We start from the raw sequence: 14,453 nt of genomic DNA on the forward strand, positions 1-14,453 counted from the left end.
TAAAAATTTCCTGCCTTGGCGCGGGATCAAAAATCCAACGCCTCTTCCATGGGTTTCAATTCAAAGATGAATCAGAGATTTGTGGCTTCCACCCGCCACATCGATGCTTGTGCTTCGCGCGCCAGTTGCGCTGCAGTAAACGTCTGACCAGACGGATTTTTTTTGCCGTCGACACGACAGGCGTCTAGGAAAGAAATCAGCAGCGATGCTTTCACCGCAAAATTCATGTTCTGTGCATCGGGTACCGATGAGGTGACGAGACCGATCACAGCTCCGGAAAAATCAAATAGCGGGCTCCCGCTGGAACCCGGTTGAATGGGGGCCGTGAACTGCAACAGACTGGCATCGTTGTGCAAACCGAACAGCGCCGACACGCCACCTTGAGTGACGTGGACGCCACCACCAGCAAATCCGGCCAAAGGAAAACCCAACGCGACGATGTCTTCACCCAGATCGCAACCGAACCCGGACTTGAAGGCCACTGGCCTCAACGCAGGAGAGTCGATCACCCGTAAAAGGGCGATATCGTTGCGCCGATCAACCACCACGGGGTCGACACGATAGCGCCCCTCAAACGAGGCGATGTGAATCTCGCGCATGCCTTCGATGACATGAGCACAGGTCATGACATGGTTGGGAGATACGGCAAAAGCAGTCCCGGTGGCGCTGTCCGCGGATCTGCCGGAACCTGGCGCGTTCGGCCGCCCTTTAGGATGGGCTTCGTCGATATCGAGGCCGATACGCCGGCCGAGTGCAGCCAGACCGTAGGCAGAGCCTTCGGCCAGCGCGCGAAATTTCCACTGCTGATTGCGATTGTAAAACTCGCCGATGATGATGGCGGACTCGCCGTTTTCGCGAAGATCCAGAGAATGCTCGATGTGACCATCCACCTGCAGGCGCAGGTTTTTGAGCTCGCTGACAGGGCCAACCGAGGAAAAAGTGTAAACCACCAGAAGTACGCGGTCGCTGCCCGCCGGAATCTCATCCAGGTTCAGCTTGCAGCCGACTTTTTGCTGATCCCCTACCCATTCCATCCACGCGCGTGGCGTCTGAAAAAGGGCGGGATCACCTTTCGGACGGCGTTTTTCGTCAACCGGCAATATGGCAACCGCGGCGTACTCCCCAAAAGCCGAGGAGTTTCCACATTCCAGAGTCCATTCACTCCGGGCGCTTGATACTGCGGTGTTTGCGCCAGGCGCGAGCACCATCATTCCTTGAAAACTCCTTGTATTGCATCCTGCATTGGGGTGTATCGAAAGACACAAACGCGCAAATGGTAACAGACTTAATATGTCTATTTAACATCAGGGTGATGCTACGGCTGCAACGGTAATCCCTTTTACGCGCATATTTGGCCGCCAAACGCCCAGCGGCTCGGGGAAACCCAGGCGACGAGTGGCAAATATGCCGGCCAGGTTCAATCCAGCCGCACGGGTGTAACCGATACCACCGGAATAGCGAGCGTTGATCTCCAGCAGATACGGTTTGCCTTCTGCATCATCACGGGTCTGGACATTGACGATGCCATCGCATTGAAAATGCTCAGCTGCCTTGAGGGCGAGCTCCACGGCTGCGCCCTCGCGCTCACAAATCTGATGCAACCCTTTTTTACGGCGACTAACGAAAGCTATCGGGCGACCGGATTCACACACCATATCAACTGAACACTCGCTCCCAGGCATGTAAGGCATCACGAGCATTGGGGGTGGTGGCTGAAGTGCCGAACGATAGGCGTGCATATAGAGGTCAAAGCTTACCTCCCGCGCATCGGGGTTGGCGAAGCAACGGAACGGGTCGGCACTGGCGTTGAATCGCCAGAAGCCCTGCCCATAAATGCCCACTGCAGGTTTGATGCAGACTTCGCCCAATGCGCTAAGGGTCTGATAAGCCGCGAGCAACTCATCGGCATTGACGGCGGTGATCGCCGGCACACAGGCAAGTCCCGCTCGTTCCGCCTCAGCCGTGAATTGGCTTTTGTCATCGACCAGATCAAACGTATTCAAGGACAGCGCGCCAGTGACCAGCACAAGGCCCGCCCGTTCAAAACGCTCGCGAGCATGTTCGAACTCCCGGCCAATACGACCTGCCAGAACAACTTTGATCTTTTGAGTCAGCGCGGTGGCAATGACCCAATCGATGCGTTCCTGATTGTCAGCAGGTTCCACATAGCTGACGTCGGCGAGCGAGGTGATTTCGGGACGATCCTGTCGATGCGAGGCATAAATCTTCACGTCTGCAGGCAACGCTTCGCGCGCACCAATAATAATGTCCCGCTGACTGGACTGCCCTTCGAGAAACCAGATCACTATATTTACCCTCCCTTGTAGACACGCCGGACGCCGCGACATTTCCTGAGAAATTCCGCCATACCTCCGCTATGGGTGCGGACAGTACCGTCTTCCGGAGCAAACTCAAGGGGGAACGTTGCGAATTATTCTGGCGCCCGGCGAGCGCCATGGATGCTTTCAGTAGTTACTCTCGGGTGGCAACGATAAACAACCGCGGAAACGGCAACAGCACCGAGCCATCCGCCAACGCCGGATAAGCCTTCTCAACCTCAGCCAGATAACGCTCCAGATACTGTGCCCGCTCGCTTTCAGTCAGCGGACTCAGAAACGGAATCAGCCCACTGCCCTTGAACCACTCGACCACCCCGGCAGCGCCATCCGACAGCTGATGGTGATACGTGGTGCGCCACACATCGACCCTCGCGCAGTGCGGTCGCAGCATCGAGAAGTACTCGCTGGCGCTCGCCATGTCCGTACGCTGCCCGGCAGCGTCAGCGAGTTTGCTTGCCCACGGGCCATTCGCCGCGACTTCACGCATCAAGCGGTGGGAGGGTTCATTGAGATTATCCGGCATCTGAATTGCCAGACTGCCGCCCTCCGCGAGCTTGCTCGCCAGCGCCGGCAGCAACGCCGCGTGATCGGGTACCCATTGCAATACCGCATTGGCAAAGATCACATCGAAAGGGCCTTCATCGGCCCATCGATCAATCTCGGCGACATCGAACTGCAACTGCGGCAAGCGCTTGCGTGCGGCCGCGATCATGTCTGCCGAGCTGTCCAGCCCACTGACTGTCGCCCCAGAAAAACGCTGCACCAGCAACTCCGTCGAGTTACCCGGGCCGCAACCGATATCGACCACCGATCGCGCTTCAGCCGTGGGAATCGCCGCCAGCAGATCGCGGGCCGGGCGGGTGCGTTCATCTTCGAAAGCGACGTACTGTTTGGCGGACCAACTCATTGCGTTCTCCTGTCATGGCGAAAAGCGAGTGCTGACACGATACCGTTACCCACGAAAACTGGCTCCCCTACCAACGTCGCGCAGGCTTCCTGGATTTGTAAGTAGAATTTTCACCAAGCCGTCAGTGTCTGAATTTCAGGCACCACACAACAAGGAACACGGCTATGAAATTCGCGAAGATTTCCCAGAAGCTTGCCCTGTGGGCCGGCAGTCCCAAGACGTTTATGGGGGCGTTGATCCTGATCGGTCTGTGGGGGATGAGCGGGCCGATTTTCAGCTACAACGACACTTGGCAACTGATCATCAACACGTCGACGACGATCATCACGTTCCTGATGGTGTTCCTGATTCAGAACACGCAGAACCGTGACACCGACATCCTGCATTTGAAGATTGATGAATTGCTGCGGGTGACCAAAGAGGCGCAGAACGCGATGTTGGGGCTCGAGGCGCTGGATCTAAAACAACTGGAAGCCTTGCGCAGGCACTACCGGACGTTGGGCGAAGGTGAGGTTTTCAATCTTGAGGGGCTGGGCGAGCAGAGCAAGCCGAAGCAGGTTTTGAACGAGTGCTGATTTAAAAGCAAAAGATCGCAGCCTGCGGCAGCGCCTACACAAAGCACTGCCGAAGGCTGCGATCTTTTGATCTTTAACTCAAATCAGCGGCTGGCTTGCAGCGACCGAGCCATTTGCAGATGGTTTTGCAGTTTGGGCAAGGTCTCATCGGCGAAGGCTTTGATCTCCGGCACGGTGGTGGTTTGCGCCTCCTGCTGAATCTGCTGGATCGCCTCTTCAGTGGCTTTGACCTGACTGGCGGCGTACGCCTGATCAAAGGTTGCGCCGTCTTTCACTTCAGGAATCAGTTCCTTGGCCTTGTCGGCCATTTCTTCACGCGGGGCGACGGGCAGGTCGAGTTTTTTCGCAATCTTCGCCAAATGTTGATTGGCCGTGGTGCGGTCGTTGATGACGACGATGGTGAAATCCTTGACCTCTTTGGATTCGGTCTTCTGATGCGCCAAACGGCTGGCTTCGATGTCGGCCATGCCTTTGGCCGAAGCATCGTTGATGAATTCGGCAGGCGACTGGGCAAAAGCACTGCTGGCGAACAATCCCAACAGCGTGACAAAACTTATACGACGTACCTGGGTGGCCATCCGGCTCATGGTCGCGCCCTCCTTCTTGCTGAATTCAAGCGGGAGCTTGCGCCCCCGCCTCTCAATCAAAACTACCTTCACCGACTACTTCGATTTCTGAGCAGGCTTGCGGCCCGTTTCTGTTTTCGCAGGCTCTTTATCGACCGTCGTCGTGGTGGTTTTCCCACCTTTGCGACCGGCTTCAGAAGCCTTCGTTCGATCGTTGGCGAAGTTTCCCGAGTTCGAGTTTCTTGAATTAGGCATGATTCTCTACCTCTTGGTATTGATCGTGACGAGCAGGTGCCCGTCTAGATTGAGAATTTTCTGACCGGCAAAGGTTTAGAAAAATTGCCATCGCTGCGACGAACGGTGAACCCGCGGCGCGTAGATCAAGCCTTGTTCGGCATCAATCCCGGCAACGCATGCAGTAGCGCATTGATGGCGAAACCGATGAACATCACGCCGCACAACCGAGTGATGAGCAGTTCGTGACGCTGGTACACCGTGCGCACTCGCTGCGCGCCCACCACACCAATCAGAATCGCGTAGGCGAGCAGTCCACCAAGGAAACTCAGGGCGATCAGCGCTGGCAACATCGACCAGTTGAGCAGTTCGGCGCGGCTCGACAGCAGCGCGGTAAATGTCGCCACCGCCACCGGATAGGCTTTGGGATTGGTCAGGCCGAACAAAATGCCGTGCCAGAAGGGATTGCGCGCCGCGCCCTGCGGTTGATCGTCACTGCGCCGTTGCGCACGCACTGCACGCCAACCGAGCCAGAACAGGTACAAGCCACTCAGTACGCCAAGCACATCAAACGCAGTGCTGCCGATTTCCCGTGCACCGACAATCGCGATCAGTGCGGTGCTGCACCACACCACATCGCCCAGCAAATGCCCGCAGAGAAACCCCGCGCCAGCACGCCGCCCATGCGCCGCGCCGATGCCGAACACCGCGAGTACGCCCGGCCCGGGCGTGATGCCGTAAATGAAACCCGAGGCCAGCACGGCCATTAGCAACGATGGAGTCATGGGTTACCTGCAAACGCGAGAATACGTGGCGGCCAGTCTATATCAGCGAAAACGGTCTGTTCACGACGCGTCGTAAAAACGCATGCCGGCATACGGTTTTTGCCGACACGCCGCCAGCCGCGAAGCGAGATCGCCGACGTGAACTTCGAGCTGATGGCCGTCAGGATCGAGAAAGTAGAAAGAAGCACCTTCGCTGCGGTTATCCCGCCATTGCTGAACGTCTGCCGCTTTTAGTCTCTGTACCAAAACCGGGAAATCCGCCGCGCTGAGGCTGAAGGCGTAGTGGGTGTAATCGCCGCACGCTTGGGCACTGCGTTTCGAATCAAGCGAAAGGCACAACCACAGCCCCGGCAGCGACAGATAGGCGCCAGTGTCCCACGTCGCTTCGACGCGCAACTGCAGCACATCGCGGTAAAACGCCAGGCTGCGACTCAGGTCGCTGACGGCGAGGGTCAGGTGGTTGAGGCCGGTGAGCATCGCTTCAGTAACCTCTGAGATCTTCAGGGACGCCGTATTGCTGGCCGTCGTAGGTCAACGTGATCCGGGTTTTCTTCAGGTGAGTGGTTTTGGAAACGCACTCGTTGCCGGACTTGGAGTCGTTCATTTTGCTGGCGCTGGTGGTGATGATCAAATCGGCGAAACCATGGTGACTCGATGGACCGATCTCGACACTCCTGCGAACCTCATTGGTGTAGCCCTCGCAATCGCTCATGAATTCACCATTGTTTTTGTAGACCACCAAGCCTTCCAGAACCGGGCGCAGATTGTTGCCTTCGCGGACGTACAACGCCAGATCGGTTTTTTCGTAGGGAATGGCATGGGAGCTGTGCACGAACTTCGAGCGCAGACCAAACGCGCGAACATTCGGCGCCAGTCGGTAGCGACCAGTGTCAATGCGCAGATCATCGAAGCGCACGGCATCGGAGTTGTAAGCGCCGGGTTTGCGGTAAGTGGCGATAGGGTTTGCATTGCTGGCGTTGACGATCGACAGGTCCAGATCGAACACCCCGGCATCGTCGTCGCCGGGGTCGGCCAGGTACGTGGATTTGACCGCGATCGCCTGAGTCGGGAAGGCCGGCCAGACGATGCAGCGTGCCAGTGATTGGCCGTCGAAGGCCTTGGTGGTGCAGGCGGCCTGGGCTTGGGCGGTGATGGCCAGAATACCGAGGGCGATAAGGAGTCTGGTAGGGGTGAGCATGGTTCTTCCTTGATAAGAGTCGTGTTTCAGCAGGTGAATCAGAGCCCCTTGAGGCCTGGTGGCAGGACGTAATTCTTTCCGTCGTAATGCAATGTTGTCAAAACCGGTTGGCGTACAGTCGTCTTGTCTTCACACGCGTCGCCTTCAACCACACTTGTCGTGCCTTTTTCCTGGGTTTTGACGATTAAATCTGCATAGCCATAGGAGCTCGTTTTAGCGATATCGACGGTTCTTGAAATTTCAAAACGCTGTCCAGCGCAGTTGTCATCCCACTCGCCGCCATACTCATAAACCACCAACTGACGCAGGACAGGACGCAACGTCTCGCCCTCCTTCACGTAGAGCGACAGTTGATGTTCCTCCACGGGATTGAGACGAGAGCCGTTAGCGAGTGTTGCGCGGACACCAAAGGCTCGAAGTTCGGGAGCGAGTTTGTAGCGTGCCGTGTCGAGCGTCAGATCCTTCAAGTGGACGCCATCCATTACGAAAGCGGCGGCCTGGTGATAAGTCGCAATCGGAGTCGGTTGGCCATCCTGCAACACGGACACGTCCAGATCGTGGGTGCCGAGCGCTTCGGTGGTGCCGGGCTCAAACCGCGTCGAGGCGCTGATGGTCAGCCCCGCGTAGGCCGGCCAAACCTTGCAGGCAGAGACATTCTCCCCCGCAACCGCTGGCGGCGTGCAAGCGGCAAACACCTGCCCCGCCATCAACCACCCGCTCAACACCACACACCCGATCAATCCAGACTTCAGTGTCACTTCCCGCTCCTTGCTAACGTTTCAGCCGCGCACTATCCCCTGCTCAATCCTGCGATTCAACCAATTCAACGCCTGATCCCCGCCCCGGCGCTTATGCCACGCCAGCACAAACGTGAACGGCGGAATCTCGAACGGTGGCGGCACGACGACAAGCTCGCGCGGGTCGATGTCCCGCAAGCCCCGTGACGACACCGTAAGAATCAGATCCGTACCGCTGATGAACTGTGGCGCGACGTTCCAGTGCGGCAGGCTGATGGCGACGCGGCGGCGCTCACGCAGTGACGTTAACGCGCGTTCGATTTCCGGCGTGCCGCTGCCCCGCATTTCCAGCAACACATGCGGGCGAGACAGGTAGGTCGGCAGATCCAGAACGCCGTCGGCAGGCAAACTGGCGCGATCCAGCAGGCACACGTAGCGCTCTTCAAACAGCAGCGTGCTGCGCAATTCGTTGGGCATTTCCGGGAACACGCCGGCGGCCACGTCGATATCGCCGTTGAGCACCCCTTCCAGCATGCCTTCGCGACTGGCGTGGCTGATTTGCAAGTCGATGCCTGGCGCTTCGCGGCGCAAGGTACGGATCAGCGTGGGCAGGATGATCGCCGCGCCGTAGTCGGACATCGCCACGCGAAAGGTGCGGCGCGCACTCGCAGGATCGAAGGTATTGGGGGCCAGCAGCGACTGCACCTGGGCCAGCGCTTCGGCCAATGGCGCGACCAGCTCCAGGGCCCGCGCGGTGGGCACAAGGCCAGAGCCTGCGCGCACCAGCAATGGGTCACCAAGCAAGTCACGCAATCGCGCCAGCGCATGGCTGACCGCCGGTTGGCTGAGGTGCAGGCGCTCGGCGGCGCGGGTGACGTGTTGCTCGCTGAGCAAGGCGTCGAGGATCACCAGCAGATTGAGGTCGATACGGCGCAGATCATTCATCTGGTGCATGTACTTGATGACAAAACGGAATTTAAATCTGCGCGACGAATAGCCTAGAGTCCAGCAAAACCTGTTGGAGGATGATCATGAGTACGTTGCAGTGGGCCGGTCTGCTCGCCTTGGCCGCTTTCGCCGGCGCCGTGGTGCCGTTTCAAAGTGCGATCAACAGCAATCTGGCGCGAGGGCTGGGACATCCGTTGTGGGCGACATTGGCGTCGCTGCTGGTGAGTGTGCTGGTGTTGTTGCCGGTGATTCTGGCGTTGCGTTTGCCGTTGCCGTCAGTGGCGTTCATCAGCAAGGCGCCGTTGTGGATATGGGCCGGTGGCGCGTTCGGCGTGTGCTTTGTGGCGCTGGCAGTGATGCTTTTGCCCAAACTCGGCGCGTCGGGATTTGTCGCGCTGGCGTTGGCCGGGCAGGTCATTGCCTCGATGGTGCTGGATCACTTCGGGCTGTTTGGTTTGATGGAAAAGCAGCTGACATTGCCGCGAGTATTTGGCGGGTTGTTGCTGATTGCGGGGGTGGTGTTGATTCAGTTTGGTGGGGTTTTCGAGAGGAATGTGGCGGTTGTTGGGTAACCTGAGAACCCAATAGATTTGCAGTGCCTGAAATCAGTCTTCACGAGCAGGCTCGCTCCCACAATTGAAATGCGATTCACTGTGGGAGCGAGCCTGCTCGCGAAGGGTCCGGTTTGACTGGATCGAAATTATCAGGAAAGCACTGACCTCAGAACGCGTTGCGGAAAATCTCCTCGATCTGCCGCTGATCCGCCGCGCGTGGATTGGTCAGCCCGCAAGCGTCTTTCAGGGCATTGGTGGCGAGTATCGGAATGTCCGAGAGTTTCGCGCCCAGCTCCCGCAAGCCGCCCGGAATTTCCACGTCTCTGGCCAGGCAACGGATCGCCGTGATCGCCGCCTGAGCGCCCTCTTCCGGGCTCAAACCGTGAACATCGGCACCCATGGCGTGGGCGACATCGGTGAGCCGGTCGGCACACACCAGCGCATTGAACGTCTGCACATGCGGCAGCAGCACAGCGTTGCAGACACCATGAGGCAAGTCGTAGTAACCGCCCAACTGGTGCGCCATCGCGTGCACGTAGCCCAGCGACGCATTGTTGAACGCCATGCCGGCGAGGAACTGCGCGTAGGCCATGTTCTCCCGTGCGGCGAGGTCGCTGCCGTCACGCACGGCCAGACGCAGGTTGTTGCTGATCAGGGTCATGGCCTTCAGCGCACAGGTATCAGTGATCGGGTTGGCGGCGGTCGAGACGTAGGCTTCGATCGCATGAGTCAGGGCGTCCATGCCAGTGGCAGCGGTCAGGCTTTTCGGCATCGCGACCATCAGCGCCGGGTCGTTGACTGACAGCAGCGGCGTGACGTTACGGTCGACGATAGCCATTTTCACGTGACGCGATTCGTCGGTGATGATGCAGAACCGGGTCATCTCGCTGGCAGTGCCGGCGGTGGTGTTGATGGCGATCAGCGGCAGTTGCGGCTTGCTCGATTGATCAACGCCTTCGTAATCGCGAATCTGCCCGCCATTGGTCGCACACAGCGCGATGCCCTTGGCGCAGTCGTGAGGCGACCCACCGCCCAGCGACACCACGAAATCACAATGACTTTCCTTGAGCAGGCCCAAACCGCACTCGACATTGGCGATGCTCGGGTTCGGTTTGGCGCCGTCGAAAATCACTGAATCGATGTCCTGCTTCGCCAGTTTCTCCGCCACCATGCTCGCCACGCCGGCCTTGGCCAGGCCCACGTCGGTGACGATCAGCGCCTTGCGAAAACCGTAGTTGCGGATCGCGACCATGGCTTCGTCGAGGCATCCATTGCCCATGATGTTGACCGCCGGAATGAAAAAGGTGCTGCTCATCGTGTGACTCCTGACTGGGGCCGAATCGACAGCTGCGATCCGACGGGTAAGCACAGGATCGACCGATCGGTCACGGCGTATGTTGATCTGGCTCAATGTCCGCTCGTGATAAAGTCACCGCCCATCAGCCCCTTTGTTTTGAGATGTGCCAAGTAATGAGCGATTTTCTGGATGTCGACGCCACCCTCGAAGACTGGAATACCCTGCGCGCCGCAACCGGCTTCAACGGTTTGCTGGTGGGCAACGGCGCCAGCCGGGCCGTTTGGGATGACTTCGGCTACGACTCGCTGTTTGAAAACGCCCGTACCGTGGAAGAAAAACCCCTGAGCGCGTCGGAGTTGGCGGTGTTCGACGCGATGCAGACGCACAGCTTCGAGCAGGTCCTCAGCGCCCTCAAAACCACCAGCCGGGTGAACAAGGCGCTGGCCGTCAGCTCGGCCGCACCGCGCAACCGCTACTACGCGATCAAGGAAGCGTTGATCAACACCGTGCACGCCATTCACATTCCGTGGCGGCTGCTTCAGACCTCAACGCTCACCACGCTGAATGAAGAGCTGGCGCGCTATCGCACGGTGTTCACCACCAATTACGACTTGCTCAACTACTGGGCGATCCAGCATCGCAGCGAGGCCATCGACGATCTGTTCAAGGGCGCCAACGCCAGTTTCGATATCAGCGAAACCGCTACGTCCAAACCGCGTTTGCTGTACCTGCACGGCGGCCTGCACCTGGTACGCAATCAGGATGGCACCGCGCGCAAACTGACCTCGACCGAGGGCACGCTGCTCGGCAGTTTTGCGATCAACAACACGATCAAGACGCTGGATGACGTACCGCTGTTCGTCACCGAAGGGCCGAGCGCCGACAAGCTCAAGACCATTCGCAGCTCGGATTACCTGTCGTTCTGTTACGAGCAGTTATTGGGCCACAGCGACAGCCTGTGCATCTTCGGCCATGCCTTGAGCGAGCAGGACAACCACATCGTCCGGGCCCTGCGCCTGGCAAAACCGAAGGTTGTGGCGATCTCCATTTATCCGCGCAGCGCGGCGTTCGTTCAGCATCAGAAGCGCCACTACGCGAAGGTGTTTGAGGGGACGGGGGCGCAGTTGCGCTTTTTTGATGCGAAGACGCACGCATTGGGCAGTCCGAAGCTGTCGGTGCCCGTCGAGGTTTGATGTAGCCAGGACTGACGCCTTCGCGAGCAGGCTCGCTCCCACAAGGATTCTGGTGGGATCAGATCGTGTGGTGTGACCCATGACACTGTGGGAGCTGGCTTGCCAGCTCCCACAGGGATTTGTATTGGGTTGGAAAGTGGAATCAGAGGACCGGCAGGGTCTTGTCCTTGATGGTCCTCGTCGGGCCATTGGCCTTGACGCTGGCAATGCCTTTGTCACACGCCGCATCCGAGGAGTAGGCCTCGCTGTTGCCGATGACCTGATGATTGGCCGCTTTTAGATTGAAATACGGATGACCATCCTTGGTGGACTTTTTCTCATAGCGCTCATCCAGCGGACTGTTGGTCTGCACTGACGCAATGCCGCCGTCGGCTGCTGCGCGGGTGGTGTAGAGCTCGCTGGTTAGAATGGTTTCGGCGTTGGCAGCCTTGAGTACAAACCTGAACTGGCCGTTGCTGCTTTTACTCACTTCGTACCATCCGGACATGCTCGTTTCTCCTTGGCGGTTGAGAGGTTTCGCGCTTCAGAGTAAAGACCAACCTCAGGCTTCTGTCGCCTGTACTGACGCCATCGCTGGCAAGCCAGCTCCCACAGGTTCTGTGTGCTGTACAAAGATTCTGAGTACGACCCGGACTCTGTGGGAGCTGGCTTGCCAGCGATGGCAGCGACTCGGCATGAGTTATTTCACCACCGCCCGCACCACCGACAATGGCGACGAATCCACCCGCCGCTGACTCAGATACCGCGTACAACTCACCCGCAAGAACGACGCAAAATTGACCACCTCACCGCGGTAATCCATCACCTCTTCATACAGCTTGGCGATCAGTTGATTGGTGGTCATGCCGTCGATCTCGGCGATTTCGCCGAGGATGTCCCAGAACTGATTCTCCAGGCGCAACGTCGTCACCACCCCGCAGATACGCAGCGAGCGAGAGCGCGATTCATAGAGGATCGGGTCGGCCTTGACGTAGAGCTCGCACATGGACGAAACCTCGTTACAGGGTGATTTGGGTGCCCAGCAAACCGAGGAAACCGGCCAGCCAGTTCGGATGCGCCGGCCACGCCGGAGCAGTCGCCAGATTGCCTTGAACGTGGCCGTCCGTCACCGGAATGTCGATGTACGTGCCGCCCGCCAGTCGCACTTCAGGCGCGCAGGCCGGATAGGCGCTGCACTCGCGGCCTTCAAGAATGCCCGCCGCTGCCAGCAGCTGCGCGCCGTGGCACACCGCTGCAATCGGTTTGCCGGACTTGTCGAAGGCACGCACCAGATCCAGGACTTTTTCGTTCAGACGCAGGTATTCCGGAGCACGACCGCCAGGGATCACCAGCGCGTCGTAATCGGCCTCACTGGCACTGGCGAAATCGAAATTCAGGGCGAACAGGTGACCGGGTTTTTCGCTGTAGGTCTGGTCACCTTCGAAATCATGGATCGCGGTGCGCACGGTCTGGCCTGCGGCTTTGTCCGGGCAGACCGCGTGGACGGTGTGCCCGACCATTTGCAGGGCCTGGAACGGCACCATCACTTCGTAGTCTTCGACGTAATCGCCGACCAGCATCAGGATTTTTTTCGCGGCCATGGTGAGGACTCCTCTGGGAAATGCTTGGGAGTATTGAAGGTAGACCTTATCTGTCGGGGCGGGTAACAACCGGCTACTACGCCTGACGCGCCAAGCAGTTTGTACACGAACATCTGTAGGAGCTGCCGCAGGCTGCGATCTTTTGACTCTGGTTTTGTAGCAACAAGATCAAAAGATCGCAGCGTGCGGCAGCTCCTACAGGTTACGAGTCAAGCCAGACAACCGTGGGCGCGCAGCGGAGTTGCGATTCAGGCCAGGTAGCCGTCAGCGCGCAGCAAGGTTTCCAGGCAGTGCTCGCTGATGTGGTAGAACGCCTTCAACTCCTGGATTTTCACCAGCAGTTGAGCCGGGTCCACCGGCTCGGCGCGTTTCACTGCCAGAATCATCTTGTTCTTGTTGGTGTGATCCAGCGAGATGAACTCGAACACTTTGGTCTCGTAACCACAGGCTTCAAGGAACAGCGCGCGCAGGCTGTCAGTGACCATTTCCGCCTGCTGACCGAGGTGCAAACCGTATTGCAGCATCGGCTTGAGCAGCGCCGGGCTCTGGATCTGCAGGCGGATCTGTTTGTGGCAGCACGGCGAGCACATGATGATCGACGCGCCCGAACGGATGCCGGTGTGGATCGCGTAGTCGGTGGCGATATCGCAGGCATGCAGGGCGATCATCACGTCCAGTTCGCTCGGCGCCACGCTGCGCACATCACCGCATTTGAACACCAGCCCCGGATGATCGAGTTTGGCCGCGGCGGCGTTGCACAGGCTGACCATTTCTTCACGCAACTCGACGCCCGTGACTTCGCCCTCGGCTTTCAAGGTATTACGCAGGTAGTCGTGGATGGCGAACGTCAGGTAGCCCTTGCCCGAACCGAAATCCGCGACCCGCACCGGTTTGTCCAGCGCCAGCGGTGACGATGTCAGGGCATGACTGAAGACTTCGATGAACTTGTTGATCTGCTTCCACTTGCGCGACATCGCCGGGATCAGCTCGTGCTGGGCGTTGGTCACGCCCAGGTCCCTGAGAAACGGTCGGTTCAGGTCCAGAAAACGGTTTTTCTCGCGGTTGTGCTCGGCCGACGGTGCCTCACGCAATTGCTGGGGTTGGCTCTTGAACAGCGAAGTTTTGCCCTTCTTGCTGTATTCGAGCTGAGCTTCGTCAGTCAGCGCCAGCAAGTGCGCATTTTTGAACGAGGCCGGCAGCAGCGCGGCAATGCTCGCAACGCCTTCGCTCAATGGCAGGTTCTTGGTGATGTCGCGGGTTTTGTAGCGATACACGAACGACAGGCAGGGCTGAGCTTTAACGGTCACCGGTTTGATGATGACGCGCTGCAAGTCCGCTTCTTCACCGACGTATTTGGCCAGCACCAGTTTGATGAAACCGTTCTGCTCGAGGCTGGTTTGCAGCAACTCGATGAACTGGGCGTGGTGGTCCGGCGCGGGTTTGGCTGATGGCGCGGAGGGGGCGGTAACGGACATGAACAAGCGGCCTCGGGCGGGGCGAATCGGGAATGGCGGGTATTTTAGGGGGTGTGCCTTATACA

At 58.5% G+C, this 14,453-nt stretch carries 18 protein-coding genes; 3 read left to right on the forward strand and 15 right to left on the reverse strand.

Annotation, left to right across the window (positions count from 1 at the left end):
• Positions 1 to 71: 71 nt before the first annotated feature.
• The 3 genes from JJD74_RS20705 to tam all read right to left on the reverse strand — a co-directional run bounded on the left by JJD74_RS20705 (position 72) and on the right by tam (position 3,246).
• Positions 72 to 1,211, reverse strand: a complete 1,140-nt coding sequence (locus JJD74_RS20705) for a trypsin-like peptidase domain-containing protein (RefSeq protein WP_200616690.1) — start codon at positions 1,209 to 1,211, stop codon at positions 72 to 74.
• A gap of 93 nt (positions 1,212 to 1,304) precedes the next feature.
• Complete coding sequence (locus tag JJD74_RS20710; RefSeq protein WP_200616691.1) at positions 1,305 to 2,306, reverse strand: ATP-grasp domain-containing protein; 1,002 nt, start codon at positions 2,304 to 2,306, stop codon at positions 1,305 to 1,307.
• Positions 2,307 to 2,472: 166 nt separating this feature from the next.
• Positions 2,473 to 3,246, reverse strand: coding sequence for a trans-aconitate 2-methyltransferase (gene tam / locus JJD74_RS20715; protein ID WP_200616692.1), 774 nt, complete (start codon positions 3,244 to 3,246; stop codon positions 2,473 to 2,475).
• 164 nt (positions 3,247 to 3,410) lie between these two features.
• On the opposite strand from tam, the gene JJD74_RS20720 reads away from it, so the two are divergent.
• Positions 3,411 to 3,821, forward strand: coding sequence for a low affinity iron permease family protein (locus JJD74_RS20720; protein ID WP_200616693.1), 411 nt, complete (start codon positions 3,411 to 3,413; stop codon positions 3,819 to 3,821).
• Between the two features lie 83 nt (positions 3,822 to 3,904).
• Here JJD74_RS20720 and JJD74_RS20725 read toward each other — a convergent pair whose 3' ends face one another.
• The 7 genes from JJD74_RS20725 to JJD74_RS20755 form a co-directional block, all read right to left on the reverse strand.
• Complete coding sequence (locus JJD74_RS20725) at positions 3,905 to 4,408, reverse strand: DUF4142 domain-containing protein (protein ID WP_047300058.1); 504 nt, start codon at positions 4,406 to 4,408, stop codon at positions 3,905 to 3,907.
• A gap of 75 nt (positions 4,409 to 4,483) precedes the next feature.
• Positions 4,484 to 4,642 carry a KGG domain-containing protein gene (locus tag JJD74_RS20730; protein WP_080762009.1) on the reverse strand — a complete coding sequence of 53 codons (159 nt, stop codon included), beginning with the start codon at positions 4,640 to 4,642 and terminating at the stop codon, positions 4,484 to 4,486.
• Between the two features lie 125 nt (positions 4,643 to 4,767).
• Complete coding sequence (locus JJD74_RS20735; protein WP_047300057.1) at positions 4,768 to 5,406, reverse strand: LysE family translocator; 639 nt, start codon at positions 5,404 to 5,406, stop codon at positions 4,768 to 4,770.
• A gap of 60 nt (positions 5,407 to 5,466) precedes the next feature.
• Complete coding sequence (gene fos / locus JJD74_RS20740) at positions 5,467 to 5,883, reverse strand: fosfomycin resistance glutathione transferase (RefSeq protein ID WP_200616694.1); 417 nt, start codon at positions 5,881 to 5,883, stop codon at positions 5,467 to 5,469.
• Between the two features lie 4 nt (positions 5,884 to 5,887).
• Positions 5,888 to 6,604 (reverse strand): hypothetical protein, encoded by a 717-nt coding sequence (locus JJD74_RS20745; RefSeq protein ID WP_042558040.1) that lies wholly within the window; start codon positions 6,602 to 6,604, stop codon positions 5,888 to 5,890.
• Positions 6,605 to 6,642: 38 nt separating this feature from the next.
• Complete coding sequence (locus JJD74_RS20750; RefSeq protein ID WP_200616695.1) at positions 6,643 to 7,362, reverse strand: hypothetical protein; 720 nt, start codon at positions 7,360 to 7,362, stop codon at positions 6,643 to 6,645.
• A 21-nt stretch (positions 7,363 to 7,383) separates the two neighbouring features.
• Positions 7,384 to 8,295 (reverse strand): LysR substrate-binding domain-containing protein, encoded by a 912-nt coding sequence (locus tag JJD74_RS20755; RefSeq protein WP_191624483.1) that lies wholly within the window; start codon positions 8,293 to 8,295, stop codon positions 7,384 to 7,386.
• 77 nt (positions 8,296 to 8,372) lie between these two features.
• On the opposite strand from JJD74_RS20755, the gene JJD74_RS20760 reads away from it, so the two are divergent.
• Positions 8,373 to 8,861 carry a DMT family transporter gene (locus JJD74_RS20760; protein WP_200616696.1) on the forward strand — a complete coding sequence of 163 codons (489 nt, stop codon included), beginning with the start codon at positions 8,373 to 8,375 and terminating at the stop codon, positions 8,859 to 8,861.
• Positions 8,862 to 9,009: 148 nt separating this feature from the next.
• On the opposite strand, the gene yiaY is transcribed toward JJD74_RS20760, so the two are convergent.
• Entirely contained in the window at positions 9,010 to 10,158 is a 1,149-nt protein-coding gene (gene yiaY, locus JJD74_RS20765; protein WP_200616697.1) for an L-threonine dehydrogenase, read from the reverse strand.
• Between the two features lie 155 nt (positions 10,159 to 10,313).
• Between yiaY and JJD74_RS20770 the strand changes: the two genes are divergently transcribed.
• Complete coding sequence (locus tag JJD74_RS20770) at positions 10,314 to 11,333, forward strand: DUF4917 family protein (RefSeq protein WP_200616698.1); 1,020 nt, start codon at positions 10,314 to 10,316, stop codon at positions 11,331 to 11,333.
• 142 nt (positions 11,334 to 11,475) lie between these two features.
• On the opposite strand, the gene JJD74_RS20775 is transcribed toward JJD74_RS20770, so the two are convergent.
• The 4 genes from JJD74_RS20775 to JJD74_RS20790 form a co-directional block, all read right to left on the reverse strand.
• Complete coding sequence (locus JJD74_RS20775) at positions 11,476 to 11,820, reverse strand: YegP family protein (protein WP_200616699.1); 345 nt, start codon at positions 11,818 to 11,820, stop codon at positions 11,476 to 11,478.
• A gap of 192 nt (positions 11,821 to 12,012) precedes the next feature.
• Complete coding sequence (locus tag JJD74_RS20780) at positions 12,013 to 12,318, reverse strand: ribbon-helix-helix domain-containing protein (RefSeq protein WP_200616700.1); 306 nt, start codon at positions 12,316 to 12,318, stop codon at positions 12,013 to 12,015.
• 13 nt (positions 12,319 to 12,331) lie between these two features.
• Positions 12,332 to 12,913: a DJ-1/PfpI family protein gene (locus tag JJD74_RS20785; protein ID WP_150603088.1), complete on the reverse strand. Its 582-nt coding sequence runs from the start codon at positions 12,911 to 12,913 to the stop codon at positions 12,332 to 12,334.
• A gap of 248 nt (positions 12,914 to 13,161) precedes the next feature.
• A complete protein-coding gene (locus tag JJD74_RS20790) occupies positions 13,162 to 14,388 on the reverse strand; it encodes a class I SAM-dependent methyltransferase (RefSeq protein ID WP_200616701.1) in 1,227 nt (408 codons plus the stop codon).
• Positions 14,389 to 14,453 lie beyond the last annotated feature (65 nt).

Origin of the sequence: Pseudomonas sp. MF6776, from assembly GCF_016613125.1 — a bacterium.
Lineage (GTDB): Bacteria > Pseudomonadota > Gammaproteobacteria > Pseudomonadales > Pseudomonadaceae > Aquipseudomonas > Aquipseudomonas iridis.

Coding starts and splice junctions, on each gene's coding strand:
- JJD74_RS20705 (WP_200616690.1), bottom strand. CDS start 1,211: ATGATGGTGCTCGCGCCTGGCGCAAACACCGCAGTATCAAGCGCCCGG.
- tam (WP_200616692.1), bottom strand. CDS start 3,246: ATGAGTTGGTCCGCCAAACAGTACGTCGCTTTCGAAGATGAACGCACC.
- JJD74_RS20720 (WP_200616693.1), top strand. CDS start 3,411: ATGAAATTCGCGAAGATTTCCCAGAAGCTTGCCCTGTGGGCCGGCAGT.
- JJD74_RS20725 (WP_047300058.1), bottom strand. CDS start 4,408: ATGAGCCGGATGGCCACCCAGGTACGTCGTATAAGTTTTGTCACGCTG.
- JJD74_RS20730 (WP_080762009.1), bottom strand. CDS start 4,642: ATGCCTAATTCAAGAAACTCGAACTCGGGAAACTTCGCCAACGATCGA.
- JJD74_RS20735 (WP_047300057.1), bottom strand. CDS start 5,406: ATGACTCCATCGTTGCTAATGGCCGTGCTGGCCTCGGGTTTCATTTAC.
- fos (WP_200616694.1), bottom strand. CDS start 5,883: ATGCTCACCGGCCTCAACCACCTGACCCTCGCCGTCAGCGACCTGAGT.
- JJD74_RS20745 (WP_042558040.1), bottom strand. CDS start 6,604: ATGCTCACCCCTACCAGACTCCTTATCGCCCTCGGTATTCTGGCCATC.
- JJD74_RS20755 (WP_191624483.1), bottom strand. CDS start 8,295: ATGCACCAGATGAATGATCTGCGCCGTATCGACCTCAATCTGCTGGTG.
- JJD74_RS20760 (WP_200616696.1), top strand. CDS start 8,373: ATGAGTACGTTGCAGTGGGCCGGTCTGCTCGCCTTGGCCGCTTTCGCC.
- yiaY (WP_200616697.1), bottom strand. CDS start 10,158: ATGAGCAGCACCTTTTTCATTCCGGCGGTCAACATCATGGGCAATGGA.
- JJD74_RS20770 (WP_200616698.1), top strand. CDS start 10,314: ATGAGCGATTTTCTGGATGTCGACGCCACCCTCGAAGACTGGAATACC.
- JJD74_RS20775 (WP_200616699.1), bottom strand. CDS start 11,820: ATGTCCGGATGGTACGAAGTGAGTAAAAGCAGCAACGGCCAGTTCAGG.
- JJD74_RS20780 (WP_200616700.1), bottom strand. CDS start 12,318: ATGTGCGAGCTCTACGTCAAGGCCGACCCGATCCTCTATGAATCGCGC.
- JJD74_RS20785 (WP_150603088.1), bottom strand. CDS start 12,913: ATGGCCGCGAAAAAAATCCTGATGCTGGTCGGCGATTACGTCGAAGAC.
- JJD74_RS20790 (WP_200616701.1), bottom strand. CDS start 14,388: ATGTCCGTTACCGCCCCCTCCGCGCCATCAGCCAAACCCGCGCCGGAC.